The organism is Sphingobium sp. PAMC28499, from assembly GCF_004795815.1.
GTDB classification, from domain to species: domain Bacteria; phylum Pseudomonadota; class Alphaproteobacteria; order Sphingomonadales; family Sphingomonadaceae; genus Sphingobium; species Sphingobium yanoikuyae.
This window is the reverse complement of record NZ_CP039248.1, coordinates 1,678,805-1,698,723: the sequence shown is the minus strand read 5'-3', so window position 1 is coordinate 1,698,723 and position 19,919 is coordinate 1,678,805. Positions and strand designations below refer to the sequence as shown.

20 protein-coding genes are annotated in these 19,919 nt (G+C 65.0%); 7 read left to right on the top strand and 13 right to left on the bottom strand.

The genetic code is table 11. The features are described from left to right. Positions 1 to 284 precede the first annotated feature (284 nt). The 6 genes from E5554_RS08235 to E5554_RS08210 form a co-directional block, all read right to left on the bottom strand. Positions 285 to 2,843, bottom strand: a complete 2,559-nt coding sequence (locus E5554_RS08235; RefSeq protein ID WP_136186503.1) for a sulfite reductase flavoprotein subunit alpha — start codon at positions 2,841 to 2,843, stop codon at positions 285 to 287. Positions 2,844 to 2,923: 80 nt separating this feature from the next. Beyond that, complete coding sequence (locus E5554_RS08230; RefSeq protein ID WP_004210495.1) at positions 2,924 to 3,193, bottom strand: SemiSWEET family transporter; 270 nt, start codon at positions 3,191 to 3,193, stop codon at positions 2,924 to 2,926. 142 nt (positions 3,194 to 3,335) lie between these two features. Continuing rightward, the gene (gene metH, locus E5554_RS08225) at positions 3,336 to 5,939 is read right to left on the bottom strand and encodes a methionine synthase (protein ID WP_136186502.1); all 2,604 of its coding nucleotides are present in this window, start codon (positions 5,937 to 5,939) and stop codon (positions 3,336 to 3,338) included. An 83-nt stretch (positions 5,940 to 6,022) separates the two neighbouring features. After that, complete coding sequence (locus tag E5554_RS08220) at positions 6,023 to 7,069, bottom strand: homocysteine S-methyltransferase family protein (protein WP_136186501.1); 1,047 nt, start codon at positions 7,067 to 7,069, stop codon at positions 6,023 to 6,025. 98 nt (positions 7,070 to 7,167) lie between these two features. Next, a complete protein-coding gene (gene metF, locus E5554_RS08215) occupies positions 7,168 to 8,088 on the bottom strand; it encodes a methylenetetrahydrofolate reductase (protein WP_136186500.1) in 921 nt (306 codons plus the stop codon). Beyond that, the gene (locus E5554_RS08210; protein ID WP_136186499.1) at positions 8,085 to 9,056 is read right to left on the bottom strand and encodes a metalloregulator ArsR/SmtB family transcription factor; all 972 of its coding nucleotides are present in this window, start codon (positions 9,054 to 9,056) and stop codon (positions 8,085 to 8,087) included. Before E5554_RS08210 ends, metF begins: the two co-directional genes overlap by 4 nt. Before the next feature lie 213 nt (positions 9,057 to 9,269). On the opposite strand from E5554_RS08210, the gene E5554_RS08205 reads away from it, so the two are divergent. Both E5554_RS08205 and E5554_RS08200 read left to right on the top strand, forming a co-directional pair. Then, positions 9,270 to 9,488 carry a hypothetical protein gene (locus E5554_RS08205; RefSeq protein ID WP_004210488.1) on the top strand — a complete coding sequence of 73 codons (219 nt, stop codon included), beginning with the start codon at positions 9,270 to 9,272 and terminating at the stop codon, positions 9,486 to 9,488. An 84-nt stretch (positions 9,489 to 9,572) separates the two neighbouring features. Beyond that, complete coding sequence (locus tag E5554_RS08200) at positions 9,573 to 9,806, top strand: hypothetical protein (RefSeq protein WP_136186498.1); 234 nt, start codon at positions 9,573 to 9,575, stop codon at positions 9,804 to 9,806. Between the two features lie 57 nt (positions 9,807 to 9,863). On the opposite strand, the gene E5554_RS08195 is transcribed toward E5554_RS08200, so the two are convergent. Then, a complete protein-coding gene (locus E5554_RS08195) occupies positions 9,864 to 10,307 on the bottom strand; it encodes a YMGG-like glycine zipper-containing protein (RefSeq protein WP_004210486.1) in 444 nt (147 codons plus the stop codon). 183 nt (positions 10,308 to 10,490) lie between these two features. On the opposite strand from E5554_RS08195, the gene E5554_RS08190 reads away from it, so the two are divergent. Further along, positions 10,491 to 11,474 (top strand): esterase-like activity of phytase family protein, encoded by a 984-nt coding sequence (locus E5554_RS08190; protein ID WP_136186497.1) that lies wholly within the window; start codon positions 10,491 to 10,493, stop codon positions 11,472 to 11,474. 117 nt (positions 11,475 to 11,591) lie between these two features. Here E5554_RS08190 and rpmB read toward each other — a convergent pair whose 3' ends face one another. After that, positions 11,592 to 11,885 (bottom strand): 50S ribosomal protein L28, encoded by a 294-nt coding sequence (gene rpmB / locus E5554_RS08185; RefSeq protein ID WP_004210484.1) that lies wholly within the window; start codon positions 11,883 to 11,885, stop codon positions 11,592 to 11,594. A gap of 153 nt (positions 11,886 to 12,038) precedes the next feature. Between rpmB and E5554_RS08180 the strand changes: the two genes are divergently transcribed. Together E5554_RS08180 and E5554_RS08175 are read left to right on the top strand one after the other, a co-directional pair. Next, complete coding sequence (locus tag E5554_RS08180; protein ID WP_048938363.1) at positions 12,039 to 12,260, top strand: hypothetical protein; 222 nt, start codon at positions 12,039 to 12,041, stop codon at positions 12,258 to 12,260. Positions 12,261 to 12,436: 176 nt separating this feature from the next. Beyond that, on the top strand, positions 12,437 to 12,895 hold the full coding sequence (locus E5554_RS08175; protein WP_136186496.1) for a nucleoside deaminase: 459 nt from the start codon (positions 12,437 to 12,439) through the stop codon (positions 12,893 to 12,895). Here the strand turns inward: E5554_RS08175 and E5554_RS08170 are convergent. Then, on the bottom strand, positions 12,857 to 14,770 hold the full coding sequence (locus E5554_RS08170; RefSeq protein WP_136186495.1) for a hypothetical protein: 1,914 nt from the start codon (positions 14,768 to 14,770) through the stop codon (positions 12,857 to 12,859). The genes E5554_RS08175 and E5554_RS08170 overlap by 39 nt on opposite strands. Positions 14,771 to 14,814: 44 nt before the next feature. Here E5554_RS08170 and E5554_RS08165 point away from each other — a divergent pair, with 44 nt between their 5' ends. Then, positions 14,815 to 15,231: a GtrA family protein gene (locus E5554_RS08165; RefSeq protein ID WP_136186494.1), complete on the top strand. Its 417-nt coding sequence runs from the start codon at positions 14,815 to 14,817 to the stop codon at positions 15,229 to 15,231. A 300-nt stretch (positions 15,232 to 15,531) separates the two neighbouring features. Here the strand turns inward: E5554_RS08165 and E5554_RS08160 are convergent, their stop codons facing one another. After that, entirely contained in the window at positions 15,532 to 16,428 is an 897-nt protein-coding gene (locus E5554_RS08160) for an AraC family transcriptional regulator (RefSeq protein ID WP_136186493.1), read from the bottom strand. 189 nt (positions 16,429 to 16,617) lie between these two features. Here E5554_RS08160 and E5554_RS08155 point away from each other — a divergent pair, with 189 nt between their 5' ends. Beyond that, a complete protein-coding gene (locus E5554_RS08155) occupies positions 16,618 to 17,349 on the top strand; it encodes an SDR family oxidoreductase (protein WP_136186492.1) in 732 nt (243 codons plus the stop codon). A gap of 78 nt (positions 17,350 to 17,427) precedes the next feature. Here the strand turns inward: E5554_RS08155 and E5554_RS08150 are convergent, their stop codons facing one another. The 3 genes from E5554_RS08150 to E5554_RS08140 are packed head-to-tail and all read right to left on the bottom strand — an operon-like array spanning position 17,428 to position 19,872. Next, positions 17,428 to 18,231: a LytTR family DNA-binding domain-containing protein gene (locus tag E5554_RS08150; RefSeq protein WP_004210477.1), complete on the bottom strand. Its 804-nt coding sequence runs from the start codon at positions 18,229 to 18,231 to the stop codon at positions 17,428 to 17,430. Further along, a complete protein-coding gene (locus E5554_RS08145) occupies positions 18,228 to 19,334 on the bottom strand; it encodes a histidine kinase (protein WP_004210476.1) in 1,107 nt (368 codons plus the stop codon). The genes E5554_RS08150 and E5554_RS08145 overlap by 4 nt, the downstream gene beginning before the upstream one ends. A 55-nt stretch (positions 19,335 to 19,389) precedes the next feature. Further along, positions 19,390 to 19,872 carry a helix-turn-helix domain-containing protein gene (locus E5554_RS08140; protein WP_004210475.1) on the bottom strand — a complete coding sequence of 161 codons (483 nt, stop codon included), beginning with the start codon at positions 19,870 to 19,872 and terminating at the stop codon, positions 19,390 to 19,392. Between the last annotated feature and the right edge of the window lie 47 nt (positions 19,873 to 19,919).

The following is a 19,919-nucleotide window of genomic DNA, read 5'->3' as shown; positions in this document are numbered from 1 at the left end:
ACATAGCCCCTCCCTTCCAGGGAGGGGTTGGGGTGGGTTGCGAGCGCAGCGAGCTTCTGCCCTATCGACCGTAGACCGCCGCTACGCGGCGCACCCACCCCCGGCCCCTCCCTGGAAGGGAGGGGAGTAGGAAACGTCTGCTTCTGGTCGTTAGCCGCCCTACCCACATCCGTCATGCCGGGCTTGACCCGGCATCCCGCTTTTAGATGCTACAGATAAAGAAGCGGGACCCCGGCTCAAGGCCGGGGTGACGATGGCAGCTTCTGGTCGCTTCCAATCCGCCCTTAATAAACGTCGCGCTTGTAGCGGCCCGCCTCGGCCAGATCGTTAAGCGTCGCCTCGCCCAGGATCGCGATCAGCGCCTCATGGACGCTCTGCGCCATGCCTTCCAGGCTGCCGCAGACCAGGATGGTCGCGCCCTGGCCGATCCGTTCGCGCATTTCCGCGCCGGCGTCCGCCAGCAGATGCTGGACATAGCGGCCGCAATCCGCATCGCGCGAAAAGCTGCGGTCCAGCCGTGCCAGCGTGCCGTCCGCCAGCCAGGCCGACAGTTCCGCATCGAAATAGCGCTCATGCGCCCGGCTGCGCTCACCGAACAGCAGCCAGTGGCCGCCGATCCCGTCATGGGCGGCGGCGCGCAGATGGGCGCGCAGCCCGGCAATACCGGTGCCATTGCCGATCAGGATCATCGCGCCGCGCGCCGCCGGATCGGTGCGGAAGCCCGGATTGGGCCGCACCCGCATCATCGTCGTCTCGCCCGGCGCCATATGCGCGGTCAGCCAGCCCGAACCGATGCCCAGCCGCCCGTCATCATCGCGCACCTGCCGCACCACCAGGTCCAGCACGCCATCGGCCATGATCGACGCCGCCGAATATTCGCGCGCCGGCAGCGGGCGCAGCGCCCGCGCTTCTGCCATGGTGAGCGGGGTTCCGGCGTCGGGCAGCATCGCGCGTGCCAGTTCCGCCCGCAACGCCGCCGGCACCGCGATCAGGTCGCCCTCGGGCGCCTGGCTGGCCAGCAGCGCCTCGACCGCCTCGGGCGCGTTGCAGGGGTGGAGTTCGACGATATCGCCCGCCTGCCATTCGGGCACGTCCGTGCCGACCGGCTCGAACTGCAGATAATAGGCGGTCAGCGCCGGGCTGTCCGGATTGAGCGCATGGCGCGCCACCAGGCGCCACGGCGTGAACGGGATCACCATCTGGCCCCGATCACCCTCGCCCGCGCCCAGATCATGCAGCGCATCATGCCAGGCCCGCTCCGCCGCGTCATCGTCATGCCCCATGGCGATCAGCGGGAAGAGCGGCTGCGCGCCCGCCCCAGCCATCCAGCCATCGACCGCGATGCCGAAGGCGCAGAAATCGGGATATTCCCGGTCGCCGATCGCCAGCACGCCATAATGGAGATGACCAAGATCGATCGGGCCGCCGCGCAGCAACCGGCTGGCAAAGCCGCGCGCCATATCCGGCGGCTCGCCCTCGCCATAGGTCGAAACGACGAACAGGATTCGCTGCGCCCCCGCCAGCATATCGCGGGTCAGCCGGCCGACCGGCACCACCTGTGCCCGCACCCCGCCATGGGCCAGCGCCTGCGCCGCATTGCGCGCGCGGATCTCGGCCGTCCCGGTCTGGCTGGCATAGGCGATCAGCAGATCGCCGCCGCCGAGGTCGCCACCCGCAACCGCCGCGGCATCGCCGGCCAGCGCCCGTGCCGCCTGCTTGCGCTTGCGGCGCGAGAGATAGAGCAGGAAGCCGGTCACCGTGAACAGCGGCATGGTGAGGCTGGTCAGCATCATGATGATGCGGCCGGGCAGCCCAAAAAAGGCCCCGCGATGCAGTTCATAGACGCTCTGGGTGATGATCACGCCCAGCGGCCGGCGATCATAGAGGTCGCGCTTCTCCAGCGCATAGCTGGCCGGATCATAGCTATATTTGTCGGTCTGGCGCAGATGGCGCGCGCCGTCGGGCCGGGCGTCGAAGCTGATCGTCTTCATCGGCTGCGACGGCGCCGGCTGGGTGATGCGCACCCAGATATAGTCATTGCCGGTGGCGCGGCGGAAGGCGGTCCAGGCCGGATCGATCGGCGGCCGCGGCGCGATCCCGTCGCGCTTTTCCGACCGCCGCCCTTCCTCGCCCGGCGCCTTGCCGGTCAGGCTGTAGATCACCCCCTGCCGATACCAGTCATAGCTCCACCACAGGCCGGTGAGCGCGCTCAGCAGATAGAAGAGCAGCACCCAGGTGCCGATCACGACATGCAGCGCGCGCCACAGGTTGCGCCCGGTCTTGCGCAGGTCCAGCACCAGCCAGGCGCGCCAGTCCAGCGCCTGGCGCGGCCAGCGCAGATAGAGGCCGGACAGCGCGAAGAAGATCAGCGAAATCGCGCTGAAGGCAGTGATCTGCCGGCCGATGCCATTGCCGCCGCCCGGCAACGCCAGCCAGCGATGCAGGTCGTCCATCAGGTGGAAAAAGCCTTCGCCCGCCGGCGCGCCCAGCCAGGCGCCGGTGGCCCGATCGACCTGCCCCTGCTTGCGACCGCGCCCTTCGCTCGACGACAGGCGCACGCTGTGCGACAGGTCACGCGCCATTTCCCAGTCCAGCCGCGCGATATAATAGCCCGGATTGTCGGCCTGCACTTTGGCGATCAACTGGTCCGGCGACAGGTCGGGTTGGGAAGGCACGCCGGGCGCATAGAGGCGCGGCGACAGCGCCTCGCTGATCTCGTCCTCGAAGCTCATGGTCGCGCCGGTCACGCCCATCAGCGCCAGCACCAAGCCGGCGGTGATCCCCAGGAACCAGTGGATCTGGAACAATATGCGCTTGGTCACCGGGGCTCCGTTGGCTGTCATCCGAAAGCCCAGCCTATTACGCATCTGCAACATGAATGCAATTGCGACTTAGTTTCAAGCAAACCGGGTCAAGATCAGCCCTAAAGCGCGGTGTAGAGGCAGGTCGCGCCCAGGATGATACCGGGCACATTGGCGACGATGATCGGCCAGTCCTTGTCCTTGTGCAGCCAGCCATAGGCCGCCCACAGGCAGGTATTGAGCACGGTCGCCAGCGGCTGGATCACCGATCCCTTGTCCCCGGCCAGGTTCATCCGGATCTGGTCCAGATAGGAACCATACATGAGGATGGCGGTGACGGTCGCGATCCAGCCGACCACCCGCAACGTCCGCTCGTCGAGATGCCGTGCCATCCTGCCCCCATGCCTGTCGTCGGCGGCACTTAGCCACCGACCGCCGCCCGCGCGCAAGACCGCAATTACCCGGAGGCGCGCATGGCACCGCCGGGCATGGGGGAGCAGGCAACCTCCCCCCGATGGAGGGAGGCGCCGGGCGTCAGTCCAGGTTGGGGCGCAGATAGCGTTCGGCGGTTTCCAGGTCGATGCCGCGGCGGGCGGCATAATCTTCCAGCTGGTCGCGGCCGACGCGGGCGACGCCGAAATATTCCGCCTGTTGGTGGCCGAAATAGAAGCCGCTGACCGCCGCCGTCGGCAACATGGCGAAGCTTTCGGTGAGCGTCGCGCCGGTCGCATGATGGGCGTCCAGCATCTCGAACAGGATGGGTTTCAGACTATGTTCCGGGCAGGCCGGATAGCCGGGTGCCGGGCGGATGCCGCGATATTCTTCCTTGATCAGCGCCTCGTTGGTCAGCTGCTCGCCCTCGGCATAGCCCCAGAGCGCGGTGCGGACATAATGGTGCAACCGTTCGGCAAAGGCTTCGGCGAGACGGTCGGCCAGGGCCTTCAGCAGAATATCCGAATAATCGTCGATCGCATTCTTGAAGCGGGCGAGGTGCGGCTCGATGCCGTGGATCGACACGGCAAAACCGCCCATCCAGTCGCCATCATGGCTGATGAAGTCGGCCAGGCACATGTTCGCCCGGCCTTCGCGCTTGGCGATCTGCTGGCGCAGCATCGGCAGGGTGTAATGTTTCTCGTCCTCGACATGAACGATGATGTCGTCGCCCTGACGACGGCAGGGCCACAGGCCCGCGACGCCGCGCGCGGTCAGCCATTTCTCGTCGATGATCTTCTGGAGCATCTTCTGCGCGTCGGCGAACAGGCTGCGGGCGCTTTCGCCGACAATCTCGTCCTCCAGAATGGCGGGATAATTGCCGGCCAGCTCCCAGGCGCGGAAGAAGGGGGTCCAGTCGATATAGTTGACCAGATCCTTCAAGTCCCAGTCGGGGAAGCGGTGGGTGCCGGGCAGCAGCGGGCGCGGTGCCTTCAGGCTCTCGTCCATTTCGAAGGCGTTGGCGCGGGCGTCCTCGAGCGACAGGAGCTGGCTCTGCCCCTTGTTCGCGCGGGCGACGCGGACATGCTCATAATCATCCTTGGTCTTCTGGACGAAATCGGCCTTCTGCGTTTCGGACACCAGGGCGGTGGCGACGCCGACCGCGCGGCTGGCGTCGAGCACATGGACGACCGGGCCGGTGAAGGCCGGGTCGATGCGCAGCGCGGTGTGGACGCGCGAGGTGGTCGCGCCGCCGATCAGCAGCGGCATGGTCATGTTGGCGCGCTGCATTTCCGCCGCCACCGTCACCATCTCGTCGAGCGAGGGGGTGATGAGGCCGGAGAGGCCGATCATGTCCGCGTCATTCTCGTTCGCGGCCTTGATGATGTCCTGCCAGGGCACCATCACGCCCATGTCGACCACCTCGAAGCCGTTGCACTGGAGCACGACGCCGACGATATTCTTGCCGATATCATGGACGTCGCCCTTGACCGTCGCCATGATGATCTTGCCCTTGCCCTTGGCGCCCGGTTCCTTGGCCGCCTCGATATAGGGCAGCAGATGGGCCACCGCCTTCTTCATGACGCGGGCGGACTTCACCACCTGCGGCAGGAACATCTTGCCCGCGCCGAACAGGTCACCGACGACGTTCATGCCGTCCATCAGCGGGCCTTCGATCACCTGGATCGGCTTTTCGGCGGCGAGGCGGCATTCCTCGGTGTCTTCCACGACATACATGTCGATGCCCTTGACCAGCGCATGTTCGAGGCGCTTGGCGACCGGCCAGCCGCGCCATTCCTGCGCGGCCTTTTCCGATGCGGCATCCTTGCCCTTGAAGGATTCCGCGAGCGCGACGAGGCGGTCACCGGCTTCGGGATCGCTGTTGAGGAGGACGTCTTCGCACGCCTGGCGCAACGCGGGGTCGATCGCGTCATAGACGTCGAGCTGCCCGGCATTGACGATCGCCATGTCGAGGCCAGCGGGGATGGCGTGATAGAGGAACACCGAGTGCATCGCCCGGCGCACCGGCTCGTTGCCGCGGAAGGAGAAGGAGAAGTTGGACAGGCCGCCCGAGATATGGACGTGCGGGCAGCGCTTCTTGATCTCGCGGCAGGCTTCGATGAAGTCGACGCCGTAGTTGTTATGCTCCTCGATTCCCGTCGCGACGGCGAAGATATTGGGATCGAAGATGATGTCTTCGGGCGGGAAGCCGATCGTCATCAGCAGCTTGTAGGCGCGCTCGCAAATCTCGACCTTGCGGGCCTGGGTATCGGCCTGGCCGGTCTCGTCGAAGGCCATGACCACCACGGCGGCGCCATAGGCCATGCAGAGTTTCGCATGATGCAGGAAGGCCTCTTCGCCCTCCTTCATGCTGATCGAGTTGACCACCGGCTTGCCGGAGACGCATTTCAGGCCCGCTTCGATGACTTCCCATTTGGAACTGTCGATCATCACCGGCACGCGGCTGATGTCCGGTTCCGACGTCATGAGCTTCAGGAAAGTGGTCATCGCCTCGACCGCGTCGAGCAGGCCTTCGTCCATGTTCACGTCGACGATCTGCGCGCCATTTTCGACCTGCTCGCGGGCGATATCGATCGCCGCGGCATAGTCGCCGGCCATGATCAGCTTCTTGAACTTGGCGGAGCCGGTGACGTTGGTGCGTTCGCCGATATTGACGAAGGTGGCGGTGGAGGTCTGCGTGGTCATTCTATCAATCCGTTCGCTTCGAGCCTGTCGAGAAGCGTTGCGCGCCCGGTTCTCGACAAGCTCGAACCGAACGGAGGGTGGTTTTACGCCGCGATGTGCATCGGTTCGAGGCCGGCGAGGCGCGTCACAACCTGCAGTTCCGGCACTACGCGCGGCTTGTGGCCGTCCAGCGCCTTCGCCACCGCGCCGATATGGGCGGGCGTCGTGCCACAGCAGCCGCCGACCATGTTGACCAGCCCTTCGTCCACCCACTGACGGATCAGCTTCGCGGTGGTTTCCGGCAGCTCGTCATATTGCCCCAGTTCATTGGGCAGGCCGGCATTGGGATAGGCCAGGATCAGCGTGTCGGCATTCTTCGACAGTTCGGCCAGATAAGGCCGCAGCAGGTCGGCGCCAAAGGCGCAGTTCACGCCGATGGTGAGCGGCTTCAGATGCCGCAGCGAATACCAGAAGGCGTTGATCGTGTGGCCCGACAGGTTCCGGCCCGACATGTCGGTGATGGTGAAGCTCAGCATCACCGGCACCGAACGACCGGCCGCTGCCTCTGCCTCGCGCGCGGCCATGCCGGCGGCCTTGGCATTGAGCGTATCGAAGCAGGTTTCGATCAGCAGGAAGTCGACGCCACCGGCGATCAGCGCGTCGCACTGTTCGCGATAATCGGCCTTGAGCGTATCATAATCGACCTCGCGATAGGCGGGATCGTTGACGTCCGGCGAGATCGACAGCGTCTTGTTGGTCGGGCCGATCGAGCCACAGACGAAACGGGGCTTGCCGTCCTTCGCCGTCGCCTTCTCGCAGGCAGCCCGCGCGATCTTGGCGGCCGCGACATTGATGTCCCACACCAGATGTTCGCAGCCATAGTCGGCCATCGCGATCTTGGTCGAGGAGAAGGTGTTGGTCTCGATCATGTCGGCGCCATTGTCGAGATAGGCGGTGTGAATGCCCTCGACGATGTCCGGCCGGGTCAGGCAGAGCAGGTCGTTATTGCCCTTCTGATCCTTCGCAAGGTCCAGATCACCGCGATAATCGGCTTCGGTCAGGCCGTGCTTCTGGATCGACGTGCCATAGCCGCCGTCGAAGATCAGGATCTTTTCCGCCGCCAGGGCGCGCAATTTCTGTTCAGCGTTCATCGTCATATCCCCTCGTCCCGTTCGGTTCGAGCTTGTCGAGAACCCTCGCGCAACCGGTTCTCGACAAGCTCGAACCGAACGGAGGGGATGGTTTCAAATCAGGCGTCCACCGCAACCTGAGGCCTCAACCCCAGCAGATGGCAGATCGCATAGCTTAGTTCCGCCCGGTTGAGCGTATAGAAATGAAAGTCGCGCACGCCGCCCATATAGAGGTTACGGCACAGTTCGGCCGCCAGCGTGGCGGAGACGAGCTGGCGCGCGGCGGGATGCTGGTCCAGCCCGTCGAACAGGCGGCCCATCCAGGCGGGGACATCGGTGTTGCACATCGCCGACATGCGCTGGACCGCGGCGAAATTGCTGACCGGCATGATGCCGGGAATGACGTCCGCGTCGATGCCGGCGGCGGCGACCGTGTCGCGGAAGCGGAAGAAGGTATCCGCCTCGAAGAAGAATTGGGTGATTGCGCGGGTCGCGCCGGCATCGATCTTGCGCTTCAAATTGTCGATGTCGCTCTGCGCGCTCAGCGCATCGGGATGGGTTTCGGGATAGGCCGCGACCGAAATCTCGAAATCATGGCGCTTGCGCAGCCCCTCGACCAGTTCGGCCGCGCCTTTATAACCATCGGGGTGCGGCTGGAAGGCGGTGCCGGCCTCCGGCGGATCGCCGCGCAGCGCGACGATATGGCGCACGCCCGCTTCCCAATAGGCGTCGGCCACCTCGTCGATCTCAGCCTTGCTGGCGGCGACGCAGGTCAGGTGCGCGGCGGCGGCCAGCGGCGTTTCCTTCGCGATGCGCGCGACCGTATTATGGGTGCGCTCGCGGGTGGAGCCGCCCGCGCCATAGGTGACGGAGACGAATTTGGGCGCCAGCGGCGTCAGCGTCTCGATCGCCGACCAGAGTTGTTCCTCCATCTTCTCCGTCTTGGGCGGGAAGAATTCGAAGCTCACATTGAGGTCGCCGGCCAGATCCGCATAGAGCGGCCCTTCGGCATCATGGCGGGCGCGGTCAGTCTGGGTCATGCGGAAATCCGTTCTTCGATGGGCAGGATGTCGGCGCCGCGCTGGCGCCCGAGCCACAATTGTACCGTCAGTTCCTGGCCGGGCAGCATGTCCACCCGCTCCAGTTCCAGGCCCGCCTGCGCGAACCAGCCTTCGATCTGCATGTCGGAAAAGCCCAGGCGCGCATGCTGGTCGCGGGTGCGCAGCTCTTCGCGTTCATGGGCGGCGAAATCGACGATCAGCACCCGGCCGCCGGGGCGCAGCACCTGCGCCGCCTGCGCGATCACCTGCTCGGGGGCCTGGGCATAATGCAGCACCTGATGCAGCAGCACCGTGTCGACGCTGGCGGGATCGATCGGCAGCGCGGCGAAATCGCCGAGCAGCAGCGCATATTTGTCGCCCGCATCTTCGGGCAGCTTGGCACGGGCCAGCCGCAACATATCGGGGCTGCGATCAAGCGCCGTCACCTGATCGGCAGCGGGGCCGAACAATTCGATCATCCGCCCGGTGCCGGTGCCGATATCGAGCAGATGGCCGATCGCCTGCCCATCCAGCATCGTGCGCATCGCCGCTTCCACATCGGCTTCGGCGACATGGAGCGAACGGATCGCGTCCCATTCCTCGGCATGTTCGGCGAAATAGGCTTCGGCGGCGCGGGCGCGCTCGGCCCGCACGGCGGCAAGACGGGCAAGATCCGCGCTCTGCCAGGCAGCTTCGGCGGCCGACGGCTGCAATCGATCGAACAAGGTGATGAAGGGCTGGACCGACGCCTTCTGGCCCAGCCGCAGGAAGACCCAATTGCCCTCCTTGCGCCGTTCGACCAGACCGGATTCCACCAGGATGCGGATATGGCGCGACACGCGCGGCTGGCTCTGGTCGACCACTTGCGCCACTTCGCCCACGGCCAGTTCCATCGCCCGCAACAGGTGGACGATGCGCAGCCGCGTCGGGTCTCCAAGAGACCGGAAAATGTCGAGGGCGCCACTCATGCAGCAATCATATAAAGAAATCTTTATATGCGTCAATGGCCGTCCATTGCGGGCACTTCCGACAAAAACCGCGCCTTATCAGGCCCTCCCGCTCAGGAATGGGATTGCCTTGCTTCGCCCAAAGCATTACGAATCAGCGCGCAGGCGCAATGGGGGGTGAGCTTTTCTCCGAGAGTGGTCTGCATCTTTTTTTTCTCTGAGAGGGGTTTGCCCATGTCCAAGTCGATTGCTCTTTCGCTCGTTCTCGCCGCTTCGCTGGGTCTGGCTGCTTGCGGTGGCCACACCGCCGAAAACGCTGCCAACAACGCCGCCAACGCTGCTGAGAACGCTTCGAACGCTGCCGACAACGCCATGAACGCCGCGATGAACGCTGCTGACAACGCTGCGAACGCCGCTTCGAACGCGACCAACAACGTCGCCAACGCGATGTAATTTCCCTTTCGGGAAGAGTTTCTTGGGAAAGGGCCGCACCGGAAACGGGAGCGGCCCTTTTCTTATGCGCGAAAGGACCGGCGAGTGATCAAGCGACCTGCCCTGCTGCTCCTGCTGGCGCTGGGCGCCTGCAATTCCGGCCAGGATGATGGCGTCGGTGGCGTCAGCGCGGCCGAAGCCAGCGCGCTCAATGCCGCCGCGGCGCAGCTGGATGCGCGCGCCGGTGCCGCTTCGCCGCAGGAGGCCGGGCTCAACCCCGCCGCCGTCGCGGCCGCCCGCGCCGACCGGCGACAGGCCGGGGGCAATGCCGCCCGATAGCAAAAGGCCGCCCCCTTCACGGGGACGGCCCTTCAAAGTCACCAGATGGGGTGACGCTTAGCAGTTGCGGTCGATCGCGCGGCCAGCCAGCGCGCCGACGCCTGCGCCGATGATGGCGCCCGTGGTGCCGTCGCCCCGGCCATAGCGGCTGCTGCCCTTACCGACTTCGTTGCCGAGCAGGCCACCGGCGATCGCACCGATGATGGTGCCGCCCGTGCCATTGTCCCGGCAGCGATAGCCGCCACGATAGCCGCGATAATCATTGCGGTAATAATTGCCGCGATAACCGCCGCGATAGCCACGGTCGCCGCGATAATAGTCGCCCCGATAGCCGCGATAGCCACGGTCACCGCGATAGCCGCGATCACCCCGGTAATAGTCGCCGCGTTCATAGCCGCGGCCCCAGCCATCGCGCGCCATGGCGGGCGTCGCGGTGACGGCGAGGGAGGCAGCGCCCATGGCGAGCGCAGCACCCAGATTGATCAGATACTTCATCTTCATGGCGTTGCTCCTCAGATTGCCATTTCCGCGGTGAACCGGACGGGCCGATCACCAGGATTGATGCCCTTATGACTGATTCGCGTTGAGTGGAGCCTGAATGGCGGTGACAGCCACCGTTCAGTTGGCAACGCTTCGCCACTCCCCTGCTGCGTCCCGCCGACATTTCCCCTATGGCAGAGCGCGATGCGTCGAATCCTGATCGTTCTCGCTCTTGCGATCCTGCTGCTGCCTGCCCCGCCGTCCACCAAGCCCGCCGCCGTGCGGCCGGGCACCTTGCTGGTGACGGCGCGGGCGGTGCCGCTCGACAGCAGCGATCCCGATCGCCGCCGGGTCGGCACGCTCACCTATCTGGGCGGCTGGCAGCTTGGCAGCGACAATCCGGGCTTTGGCAGCATATCCTCGCTGCTGGTCGACGGGCCGGGCCAGATATTGGCGCTGAGCGATGCCGGCGTGCTGATGGGCTTCCATGTCGGCCCCGGCCGCGCCAGCCGCCGCCCGTTCATCGCGCCGCTGCCGGTAAGGGCGCAGGACAGGGACCGGCCCTGGTGGTCCTGGGATTCGGAATCCATGACCCATGATCCGGCCAGCGATCGTTATTGGGTGGGGTTCGAGTTGCTCCAGGCGATCTGCCGCTACTCCCCCGGCTTCGCGCGGGTGGAGGCGTGCCGGACCTGGCCCGAAATCGTCGCCTGGCCCAAGACCGGATCGATCGAATCCTTCACCCGCCTGCCCGACGGCCGCTTCATCGCGATCGGCGAAATGGGCATGACCGCCGACGGCCATCATGACACATTGCTCTGGTCGGGCGATCCGGCCGAGCATGACACTGCCGACCCGATCCACCTCCATTATGTCGCGCCGCAGGGCTATCGCCCGACCGACATGGTCGCGCTGGACGATCGCCATCTGCTGGTGCTGAACCGGCGTCTGACCCTGCAGGAACTGTTCACCGCGACGATCGCGATGATCGAGTTGCCGGCACATCCCGCCCCGAACACGGAGTTGCGCGCCCGGACGCTGGCACGGCTGGCACCGCCGCTGCTGGCCGACAATTTCGAAGGACTGGCGCTCAGCCGGGAACAGGGCCGGACGATCCTGTGGGTCGCATCCGACGACAATCACGAATTCTTCCAGCGCACCTTGCTGCTGAAATTCCGATTGGATTGATCGGGATCGGGGCGCGGACTGGTGCGGCGCATTCCCTGCCGCGCAGGGAATATCAAGAAACGCAAAAAAGCGGCCTGTTGCCAGGCCGCTTCTTATGCCGAAACGAATCGAAGCGAATCAGGCGGCTGCGGCAGCCTGCTTCTTGACGATGTCGCGCTTCAGGCGACGGGCCTTCAGCGACAGCTTGTCGTCGCTGGTCTTGACCAGCCAGTTGTCGAGGCCGCCATTATGCTCGACCGAGCGCAGACCATGGGTCGACACGCGCAGCTTGACGGTGGTTTCCAGCGTTTCGGAGATCAGCGACACGTTCTGCAGGTTCGGCAGGAACACGCGCTTGGTCTTGTTGTTGGCGTGGGAAACATTGTGACCCACCTGGCGACCCTTACCGGTCAGCTCGCAAATGCGCGACATAGTCAATCAACCTTTGAAATTCGGGTTCGTTCGGAAAGCGGCGCCGATAGCGGGATTCCCGCTCGCCGTCAACCTTCCGCTCGGTTCGTGGCACTATCGCAACCATTTCACCGGGCCCCGCGTTCATCCCCCCGTTCAACAGAGGAGAGTGCCATGCGTTTCATCGGCGGATTGCTGCTGATCGCGCTTATCGTCATCGGCGCCGGGATAGCAACCGGATTCATCGACCTGCAGAAGACTCAGGAGGGTCGCCTGCCCGAAGTGCAGGTAAAACAGGGCGCCCTGCCCAAATATGAGGCGAGCGTCGCCAAGGTCGAAGTGGGCAGCCGCAACGAAACGGTCGAGGTTCCGACCGTTGACGTGAAGAAGCCCTGAGTCGATTCGCGGGTTTTTGATGCGCCGCCCGGCGCATGGACGGCACCAGCCCGCCCCCCCCCACCCGGCCGCCCAACAGCCTATTCTGGAATGGTAGGCCGGGTGGGGGTTCAGCCGAGTCCCGTGCCTTCCGCTGAAGGCTGGTGCGGCCCTCCCTCTCCGACTAAGGCGGGGTCATGACCTCGCCCTTTCCCTTGCCCGAACCGATGCACCGCGCCTTTGCGCTGGCGCGGCAAGCCGAAGCGGCAGGGGAAGTGCCGATCGGCGCCGTGGTCACGCGTGACGGCATCATCATCGGCGAGGGCGAGAATCGCAACCGTCGCGACAATGACCCCACCGCCCATGCCGAAATGGTGGCGATTCGCGCGGCTGCTACCCGGATCGGCGACTTCCGCCTGACCGGCTGCGACCTGTGGGTGACGCTGGAGCCGTGCCCGATGTGCGCGGGCGCGATTTCCCACGCGCGCGTCGCCCGGCTCTATTATGCGGTGTCCGACCCCAAGGGTGGCGCGGTCGAACAGGGACCGCGCCTCTTTGCCCAGCCGCAATGCCTGCACCGCCCCGAAATCTATGGCGGGCTGGCCGAGGCGGAGGGATCAGCGCTGCTGCGCGACTTTTTTGCCGCCCGGCGCTGAATAATCAATCTTGTACAGCGTGTAGGGCAGCGTCATCGCCGTCTTGAGCGTCACCGGCTGCAACCAGGCCGGAATCGTGCCGCGCATCAGGTCCGCATAGAAACCGCGCGGGCTGCGCGACTGATAGATGGTCCCTTCTGGGAAATTCGGACAGACCAGCAAATAGGTCGCATGATGCTTCGCCGCGATCGGGCGGAAGGCGTCGGCCGGCCCGTCATAGGCATGATGCATGTCGAGGATCGTCGCGCCATTGCGATGATAGGGGCCGGCCACGGCGCTATGATGCGTCGTGGCGATGATACGCGGCCCCAGATCGACCATGGTGAAGATGGTCGCAGGCGGCAGCTGGTCCAGCACCTCCAGCGCCGGCAGGGTACGACAGCGGCCATTGGCCTTCTTGATCGCGTCGGTGCGGGCAATGGCGGACGGGCGCCATGGCTTGGGCTTGGTGCCGGTCGCCTGCTGCCACAGCGCGATCACCTGCGGATAGAGCGGATAGGCACAGGCGATGGCGCCGACCAGCAGCGCGCCGATGCCCGCCAGGATGCGCACCCGGCGCGACCCGGTGAAGATCGCCGTCACCAGCCGCCATCCGGCCCAGGCCGCGGGCGGGATCGCCAGCAACTGCGCCGCCGGCCCGGCGCGCAGCTGCCAGAAGAGCAAGGCGGTCGAGAAGAGCATCATCAGGCCGATCGTCGCGAACGCCCAGAGCCGGTCACTGTCGCGCCGCAGTTCCCACAGCGCCCAGAGCAGGCCGAGGAGGCCCACCGCCGGCAGCGCCATCAGCGGCACGACCAGGCTCTGCGCCTGCGCGGTGATGGGCTTTGCCTCGCGGATATTGGCGAGCCAGAGCTGCTGCAGTTCGGGTGAGATCTGATAGGGGGTCAGGCATTGCGGCCAGTTCAGGAAGAAGAACAGGCCCACCGCCCCGCCGACGATCATGCCGGCGATCAGCCGCTGCCACCAGAGCCGCAGCGGCAGGCGGCTGAGCAGCACCATGCCCGCGCCGGCCGCGCCGAACACCGCGACCCAGATGGGCGAGATGGCATCGCACACCATGTGGCGATTGTCGTAGCTGGCGAAGAGGAGGTAGCAGAGCGAGGTCGCCCCCGCGAGGCTGAGGCCATAGGGCAGCATCCGCCGCCCGGCCCCATCGCGGAACACCCAGCGCAGCGCCACCAGCGCGCCGCCGGCCGCCAGATAGACGATCATCTCCATGCCGATCGCCACCGACAGGGCGCTCGACACGCCGGCCACCACGCCGCCGCGCAGCCAGTTGCGGTCAATGAGGCCCGCCATCATCGTCAGCGCCAGCGCCAGCTGCCAACCATGATGGTCGATCCGCATCGGCGCGAACATGCCCAGGCCCATCTGTGCGGCGAGCGGCGCCAGCACCGCGAACAGCCAGGCCCAGCGCGCACCGACCGCGTCGCCCGCCAGCCGGCGTGCGATCGATCCCAGACTCAGCATCAGCAGGAACAGCGGCAGCAGCGGCGCGATCGCGCAGGCCAGCCGGTCGGCCAGATCCTGTTCGACAAAGGCACGGAAGAACAGCATCAGCCCGGCGAGCGGGATGTCGACCAGCCGCGACCAGTGGATATTGGCGCCGCCCGGCGGATCGAGCCGATATTGGCGCAGATCATACCAGCCCTGCCCGGCCAGCCAGTCCTTCACCTGGACGAAGCGGATATTGTCGTCCGTGTCGCTCAGCGTCAGCCAGTGGATGGCGGGCCAGCGATCGACCAGCATGCCGACCAGGATCGCGATCCAGATCAGGAAGGTCAGCCACTTCCAGTGGCGATCGGCATAGGCGGTGAGGATCGCGAACCAATGGGACGCGCGGGCGCGGAAAGCAGGCCAGCTTTGCAAATTCATGGCCGGTGGATTAGACGCTCCACACCAAAGCGCAACGGGGCTCCATGAAAATCATCGACCGACTGTCGCCGGCCCATCAGGCCCTGTTCTGGCAGATATTGCGCTATGGCATCAGCGGCCTGTTCATCACCGCCTGCCAGGCGGCGATCTATTGGACGCTGGCGGCGCCAGTCGGCCTCCATCCGCAGGTCGCCAACGGCATCGGTTATCTCTGCGCGGTGGCCATCGGCTATGTGCTGCACAATGCCTTCACCTTCCGCGGCCATGGCAGCCAGTCGGGCCATGCCGCGCGCGGTGTCCGCTTCGTTGCCGTCTCGCTGGTCAGCTATGCGCTCAACGCCCTGTGGGTCTATCTGTGCGTCACCCATATGCGCTGGCCCGAATGGTCGCCGATCCCGGCGATGATCTTCCTCACCCCCGCCGTGGTGTTCGGCCTCAACCGGCAATGGGTGTTCCGCTAAGCGATCACGGATCGTCGCCCTGAACTTGTTTCAGGATGACAGGAGAATAGCCGCTTTCCTTGCGCGCCCATGGCGATCGCATATAGCATCTAGCGATGCGTGCCTCGGTCCGATATTTCCTTGTTTCATGGCTGCCCATGTTAGTCGGGTTCTTCCTTTCGGACGCCGTGTCGAAAGGCATGGAATACGCATTGGGCAACCTGCCCATACGTGCCGTAATCAATGCGGCGATTGCGCTTGTTATCGCTGGCGCCTTCTGGCTTGTGCGGCGGCGTAAACGAACTTTCCGTTAGAACCCCCTCAGATCGCCAGCGCCCGGTTCGGCATGGCGCGCAGCCGGCCGACGTCGCGCTGGGGTGGCGCGCCGAACAGGCGGCGATATTCACGGCTGAACTGGGACGGGCTATCATAGCCGACCTGATAGCCGGCCTCGGCCGCGTCGATCCGCTCCGCCAGCATCATCTGCCGCGCCTGCTGGAGCCGCAGCTGCTTCTGATATTGCAGCGGCGTCATCGCCGTCGCCCGGCGAAAATGATCATGGAAGCTCGACAGGCTCATGCCGGCAAGATCGGCCAGCACCGGGCCGCTGAACGGCTCGCGATAATGGGCCTTGAGCCAGCGGATCGCGCGCGCAATCTGGCCGGTGCGGCTGTCACCACTAGCAATCGCACGCAGCAGCCCGCCGCTCGGCCCCATCATCAACCGCAGCAGCAATTCCCGCTCGACCAAGGGTGCCAGCAGCGCGGCGCTGTCCGGCTGGCCGAGCAGTCCGGTGAGCCGGCTCGCCGCGTCCAGTAGTTCGGGCGTGATCGGATGGAGCGAGAGCGCCCGCCCCTCCTCCACCGCCGCAGCAGCAGCCGGCAGGGCCAGCGCGATGTCGGACAGCATCGCCGGGTCGAGATAGAGGCAGAAGCAGAGATAGGGGCTGTCCGCATCCGCCTGCGTCACCGTGCCGGTGATCGGCAGGTCGAGCGAGGCGACCAGATAGCTGGCCGGGCCATAGGCTATGACCGCGTCGCCCATCATCACCTGCTTGGCGCCCTGCGCAATGATGCACAGCGCCGGGCGCTGGAGCATATGCACCGGCTCGCCCGGCTGCGACCAGCGCACCAGCGTCAGGCGCGGGATCCGCGTGTCGACTATGCCGTCCGCGTCCATATGGCGGGCAATCTGCTCGCCCAGATGCTCATGGCTCATCCACACCCCCTTCCAGGAATTTCAGGCAATCGAGATAGCCGATAAGTCCGCCAATCACCACGCCCGATCATTCATTCGGAATATCGTGCAATCATGACGCAGGACCATTCTACCGCTCTGGCGTCTATCGGGCGCATTCCTGCTCCATCGGATCGGATGTCGATCCGCCCCAAGGATGGAGCTTCAATCATGGCTATCGAGAACAAGGTCATCGCGATCACCGGCGCCAGCAGCGGCATTGGCGAGGGCACGGCACGGCTGCTGGCGGCACGCGGCGCGAAACTGATGCTGGGCGCCCGCCGCACCGACCGGCTGGCCGCGCTTGCCGACGAACTCAATGCTGCCGGCGGCCAGGTCGCCTTCCGCGCGCTCGACGTCACCGACCGCGCCGATGTCGAGGCGTTCATTGCCGCGACGCAGGCCGAATTTGGCCGCATCGACGTGCTGGTCAGCAATGCCGGGCTGATGCCGCTGTCGCGCTTCGACAGTTTGAAGGTCGAGGAATGGGACCGGATGATCGATGTCAACATCCGCGGCGTGCTGCACGGCATCGCCGCCGCCCTGCCCCGCTTCAAGGCCCAGGGCAGCGGCCATTTCGTCAACATCTCGTCGATCGGCGGCTATCGCGTCTGGCCGACCTGCGGCGTCTATTCGGCGACCAAATATGCGGTGCGCGCCATTTCCGACGGGCTGCGGATGGAGCATGACGATATCCGCGTGACCATCGTGTCGCCCGGCGTGGTCGAATCCGAACTGGCGAGCACCATCACCGAAGCGGGCGCCGCCGCCGCGATGGAGGATTTCCGCGCCATCGCCCTGACGCCGGACGCCATTGCCCGCGCCATCGCCTATGCGGTGGAACAGCCCGACGATGTCGATGTGAATGAGATGATCGTCCGTCCGGTACGAACGATGGACTGAGGAAAGGGCGCGGGATCGGTTCAGGCCATCCCCACCAAACGGCCGGCCGCCCCTGCACGGGCGGCCGGCGCCGTTTCGTCAGTGGACGAAACGCGCGACGACGTCGCGGTAGGAACGGCTGACCTTCACCTGGGCGCCGGATTCCAGCACCAGGAAGCATTCGCCGTTGGTATGGGGCTTCACCTGACGCACCTGGCTCAGGTTGACGATGGTCGAGCGATGGACGCGCTGGAAATTGCGCGGGTCGAGCCGCTTTTCCAGATCTTTCATCGTCTCGCGCAGGATCAGCGAATTGTCGGCGGTATAGATGCACATATAGTCGCCCGCCGCGTCGATCCGCTCGATCGAATCCACGTCGACGCGGAAAATCTGCCCGCGATCCTTGATGTTGATCAGCTTTTCGAAGCGGTTCGACGCCGGCGCATCTTCATCGCCATTGGCAAAATCGTGCATCGCGTCGGGCGCCACTTCGGCCAGCACCTCGCGCAGCTTTTCGGCTTCCTGCACCTGCTTCTTCTCGGACAGGCGCAGGCGCACCCGGTCGAGCGCATCGGCCAGGCGGCCTTCGTCCACCGGCTTCATCAGATAATCGACCGCCTGTGCCTCGAAGGCGCGGATCGCATGGTCGCTATAGGCGGTGACGAAGATGAACAGCGGCGGTTCGACCTCCATCATCCCCTGGACGACGGAGAAGCCGTCGAAGCCGGGCATCTGGATATCGAGGAACACAAGGTCGGGTTTATGCGTCTTGATGGCACGGATGGCTTCGCGGCCATTGGTGCAGGTCTCGATGATTTCGACATCCTCATGCGCTTGCAGACGGAGCTTAAGGCCTTGGATAGCCAGGCTTTCGTCGTCGACGAGGATTGTTCTGATGGTCATGCGGCCACTTTCGATGTTTCATCCATGTTAAGCGGAATTTCGATGATGACCGAAAATCCGCTTTGCGTGGAACGCGTTTCGAACCGCTGTCGTTCCCCGAAGGCCTGAATTAACCGGTCCCGGATGTTCGGCAGGCCGACGCCCGTCCCCTCGCTGACCGGAATGTGTGGCTTCATTGCGCCATCGTTCAATCCCGGCCCGCTGTCCGACACGACGATCCGGACATTTTCACCGGCAGGTTGCGCCGAGACCGAGATTTCCGCCCCTTCCTCCTTGGGCGTGACCGCATATTTGATCGCATTTTCCACCAGCGGCTGCAGCAGCAGCGACGGCAGGCGTGCATGGGCGACCGAAGGATGGACGTCGAAGGACGGGCGCAGCCGGTCCTCAAAGCGCATCTTCTCGATCTCCAGATAGAGTTTCAGCGTCTCGATCTCCTGCTCGATCGTCACCTGCGCGGTCGGCTCGTTGATCAGCGTGTAGCGCAGGAAGGAGGACAGCCGCGACAGCATCGCATTGGCGCGCGTCGTTTCCTTGAGCAGCACCAGGGTCGAGATGGAATTGAGCGTGTTGAACAGGAAATGCGGATTGAGCTGATAGCGCAGCATGGCGAGCTGCGCGCTCGACGCCTGATTCTCCAGATGCAGCAGCTGGTCCGCCTGTTCCTCCACCGTCAGGTAGAAGTTGATCGCATAATAGAGCGCCGACCAGGCACCCAGCAGCGTCATCGACAGGTAGAAAGCGCCCAAGAACAGCTGTAACCCGGCGGTTTCGCTGCCCTTGTTCTGGGTCGAAAAGACCCAGGCATCGATGAAGGCGACCATCGCGGCGGCGGCGACCACGGTGACGATCGACGCGCCCCAGGTCAGGATCGGCCGCTGTTTTTGCAGGAAGCGGAAGGCGACCGCGATCAGCAAGGTCGCCGAATAGCCGGTGACGGTGGAGATCAGCACCGGGATCAGGCTGGACAGCGGCTGACCATTGGCGATGGTGGACGACCCGCGCAGCAGGAAGGCCCCGGCCCAGCCAAGCGACTGGAGGTTCCAGAAAGCGCGATTCTTGTCCGCGAAAAAGGGTTTGGGCTGCAGGGGATGGACTGACATTGCCGACAGCCTAGGCGATTTCAGCGCCATGGTGAAGCCGCCCCGTCGTCCGGTATCAGGCCGCCGCAGCCGGCTCTTGCGCCATCGGGGTCACTTCGTCGCGGCACAGCCAGACCAGATCGCTCAGGTCCAGCGTGCGGCCGTCATGCGCCTGGATCGCGATCGCACGGATCGGCATGCCATCGCGCTTGTCCGCCAGCACCTGGCAGAAGGGCGGCGCGCTGCCCCATTTCTCGCCCCACTGGCGCAGCGCGATCATCGCCGGCGCCAGTTCCTGCCCCTTTTCGGTCAGCCGATATTCGACCTTGCGCCGGTCGCACTGCATCGGCTGGCGCAGCATGATGCCATTTTCGACGAGCCGCGCGAGGCGGTTGGCCAGAATGTTGCGGGCGATGCCCAGCGTCGACTGGAACTCCTCGAAATGGCGAATGCCCGACAGGGCGCCCCGCAGGATCAGGAAGGACCAGCGCTCACCCATCGCCTCCAGCGCGGCGGGAAGAGCGCATTGTTCCAGGTCCTGGGCAAGATTATGTTTCATGATGTCGATCTAATAGCGCAAAGCGGCGACCGTTGCAAAAGTTGCAC

Coding starts and splice junctions, on each gene's coding strand:
- E5554_RS08235 (WP_136186503.1), bottom strand. CDS start 2,843: ATGACAGCCAACGGAGCCCCGGTGACCAAGCGCATATTGTTCCAGATC.
- E5554_RS08230 (WP_004210495.1), bottom strand. CDS start 3,193: ATGGCACGGCATCTCGACGAGCGGACGTTGCGGGTGGTCGGCTGGATC.
- metH (WP_136186502.1), bottom strand. CDS start 5,939: ATGACCACGCAGACCTCCACCGCCACCTTCGTCAATATCGGCGAACGC.
- E5554_RS08220 (WP_136186501.1), bottom strand. CDS start 7,069: ATGAACGCTGAACAGAAATTGCGCGCCCTGGCGGCGGAAAAGATCCTG.
- metF (WP_136186500.1), bottom strand. CDS start 8,088: ATGACCCAGACTGACCGCGCCCGCCATGATGCCGAAGGGCCGCTCTAT.
- E5554_RS08210 (WP_136186499.1), bottom strand. CDS start 9,056: ATGAGTGGCGCCCTCGACATTTTCCGGTCTCTTGGAGACCCGACGCGG.
- E5554_RS08205 (WP_004210488.1), top strand. CDS start 9,270: ATGTCCAAGTCGATTGCTCTTTCGCTCGTTCTCGCCGCTTCGCTGGGT.
- E5554_RS08195 (WP_004210486.1), bottom strand. CDS start 10,307: ATGAAGATGAAGTATCTGATCAATCTGGGTGCTGCGCTCGCCATGGGC.
- E5554_RS08190 (WP_136186497.1), top strand. CDS start 10,491: ATGCGTCGAATCCTGATCGTTCTCGCTCTTGCGATCCTGCTGCTGCCT.
- rpmB (WP_004210484.1), bottom strand. CDS start 11,885: ATGTCGCGCATTTGCGAGCTGACCGGTAAGGGTCGCCAGGTGGGTCAC.
- E5554_RS08180 (WP_048938363.1), top strand. CDS start 12,039: ATGCGTTTCATCGGCGGATTGCTGCTGATCGCGCTTATCGTCATCGGC.
- E5554_RS08175 (WP_136186496.1), top strand. CDS start 12,437: ATGACCTCGCCCTTTCCCTTGCCCGAACCGATGCACCGCGCCTTTGCG.
- E5554_RS08170 (WP_136186495.1), bottom strand. CDS start 14,770: ATGAATTTGCAAAGCTGGCCTGCTTTCCGCGCCCGCGCGTCCCATTGG.
- E5554_RS08165 (WP_136186494.1), top strand. CDS start 14,815: ATGAAAATCATCGACCGACTGTCGCCGGCCCATCAGGCCCTGTTCTGG.
- E5554_RS08160 (WP_136186493.1), bottom strand. CDS start 16,428: ATGAGCCATGAGCATCTGGGCGAGCAGATTGCCCGCCATATGGACGCG.
- E5554_RS08155 (WP_136186492.1), top strand. CDS start 16,618: ATGGCTATCGAGAACAAGGTCATCGCGATCACCGGCGCCAGCAGCGGC.
- E5554_RS08150 (WP_004210477.1), bottom strand. CDS start 18,231: ATGACCATCAGAACAATCCTCGTCGACGACGAAAGCCTGGCTATCCAA.
- E5554_RS08145 (WP_004210476.1), bottom strand. CDS start 19,334: ATGTCAGTCCATCCCCTGCAGCCCAAACCCTTTTTCGCGGACAAGAAT.
- E5554_RS08140 (WP_004210475.1), bottom strand. CDS start 19,872: ATGAAACATAATCTTGCCCAGGACCTGGAACAATGCGCTCTTCCCGCC.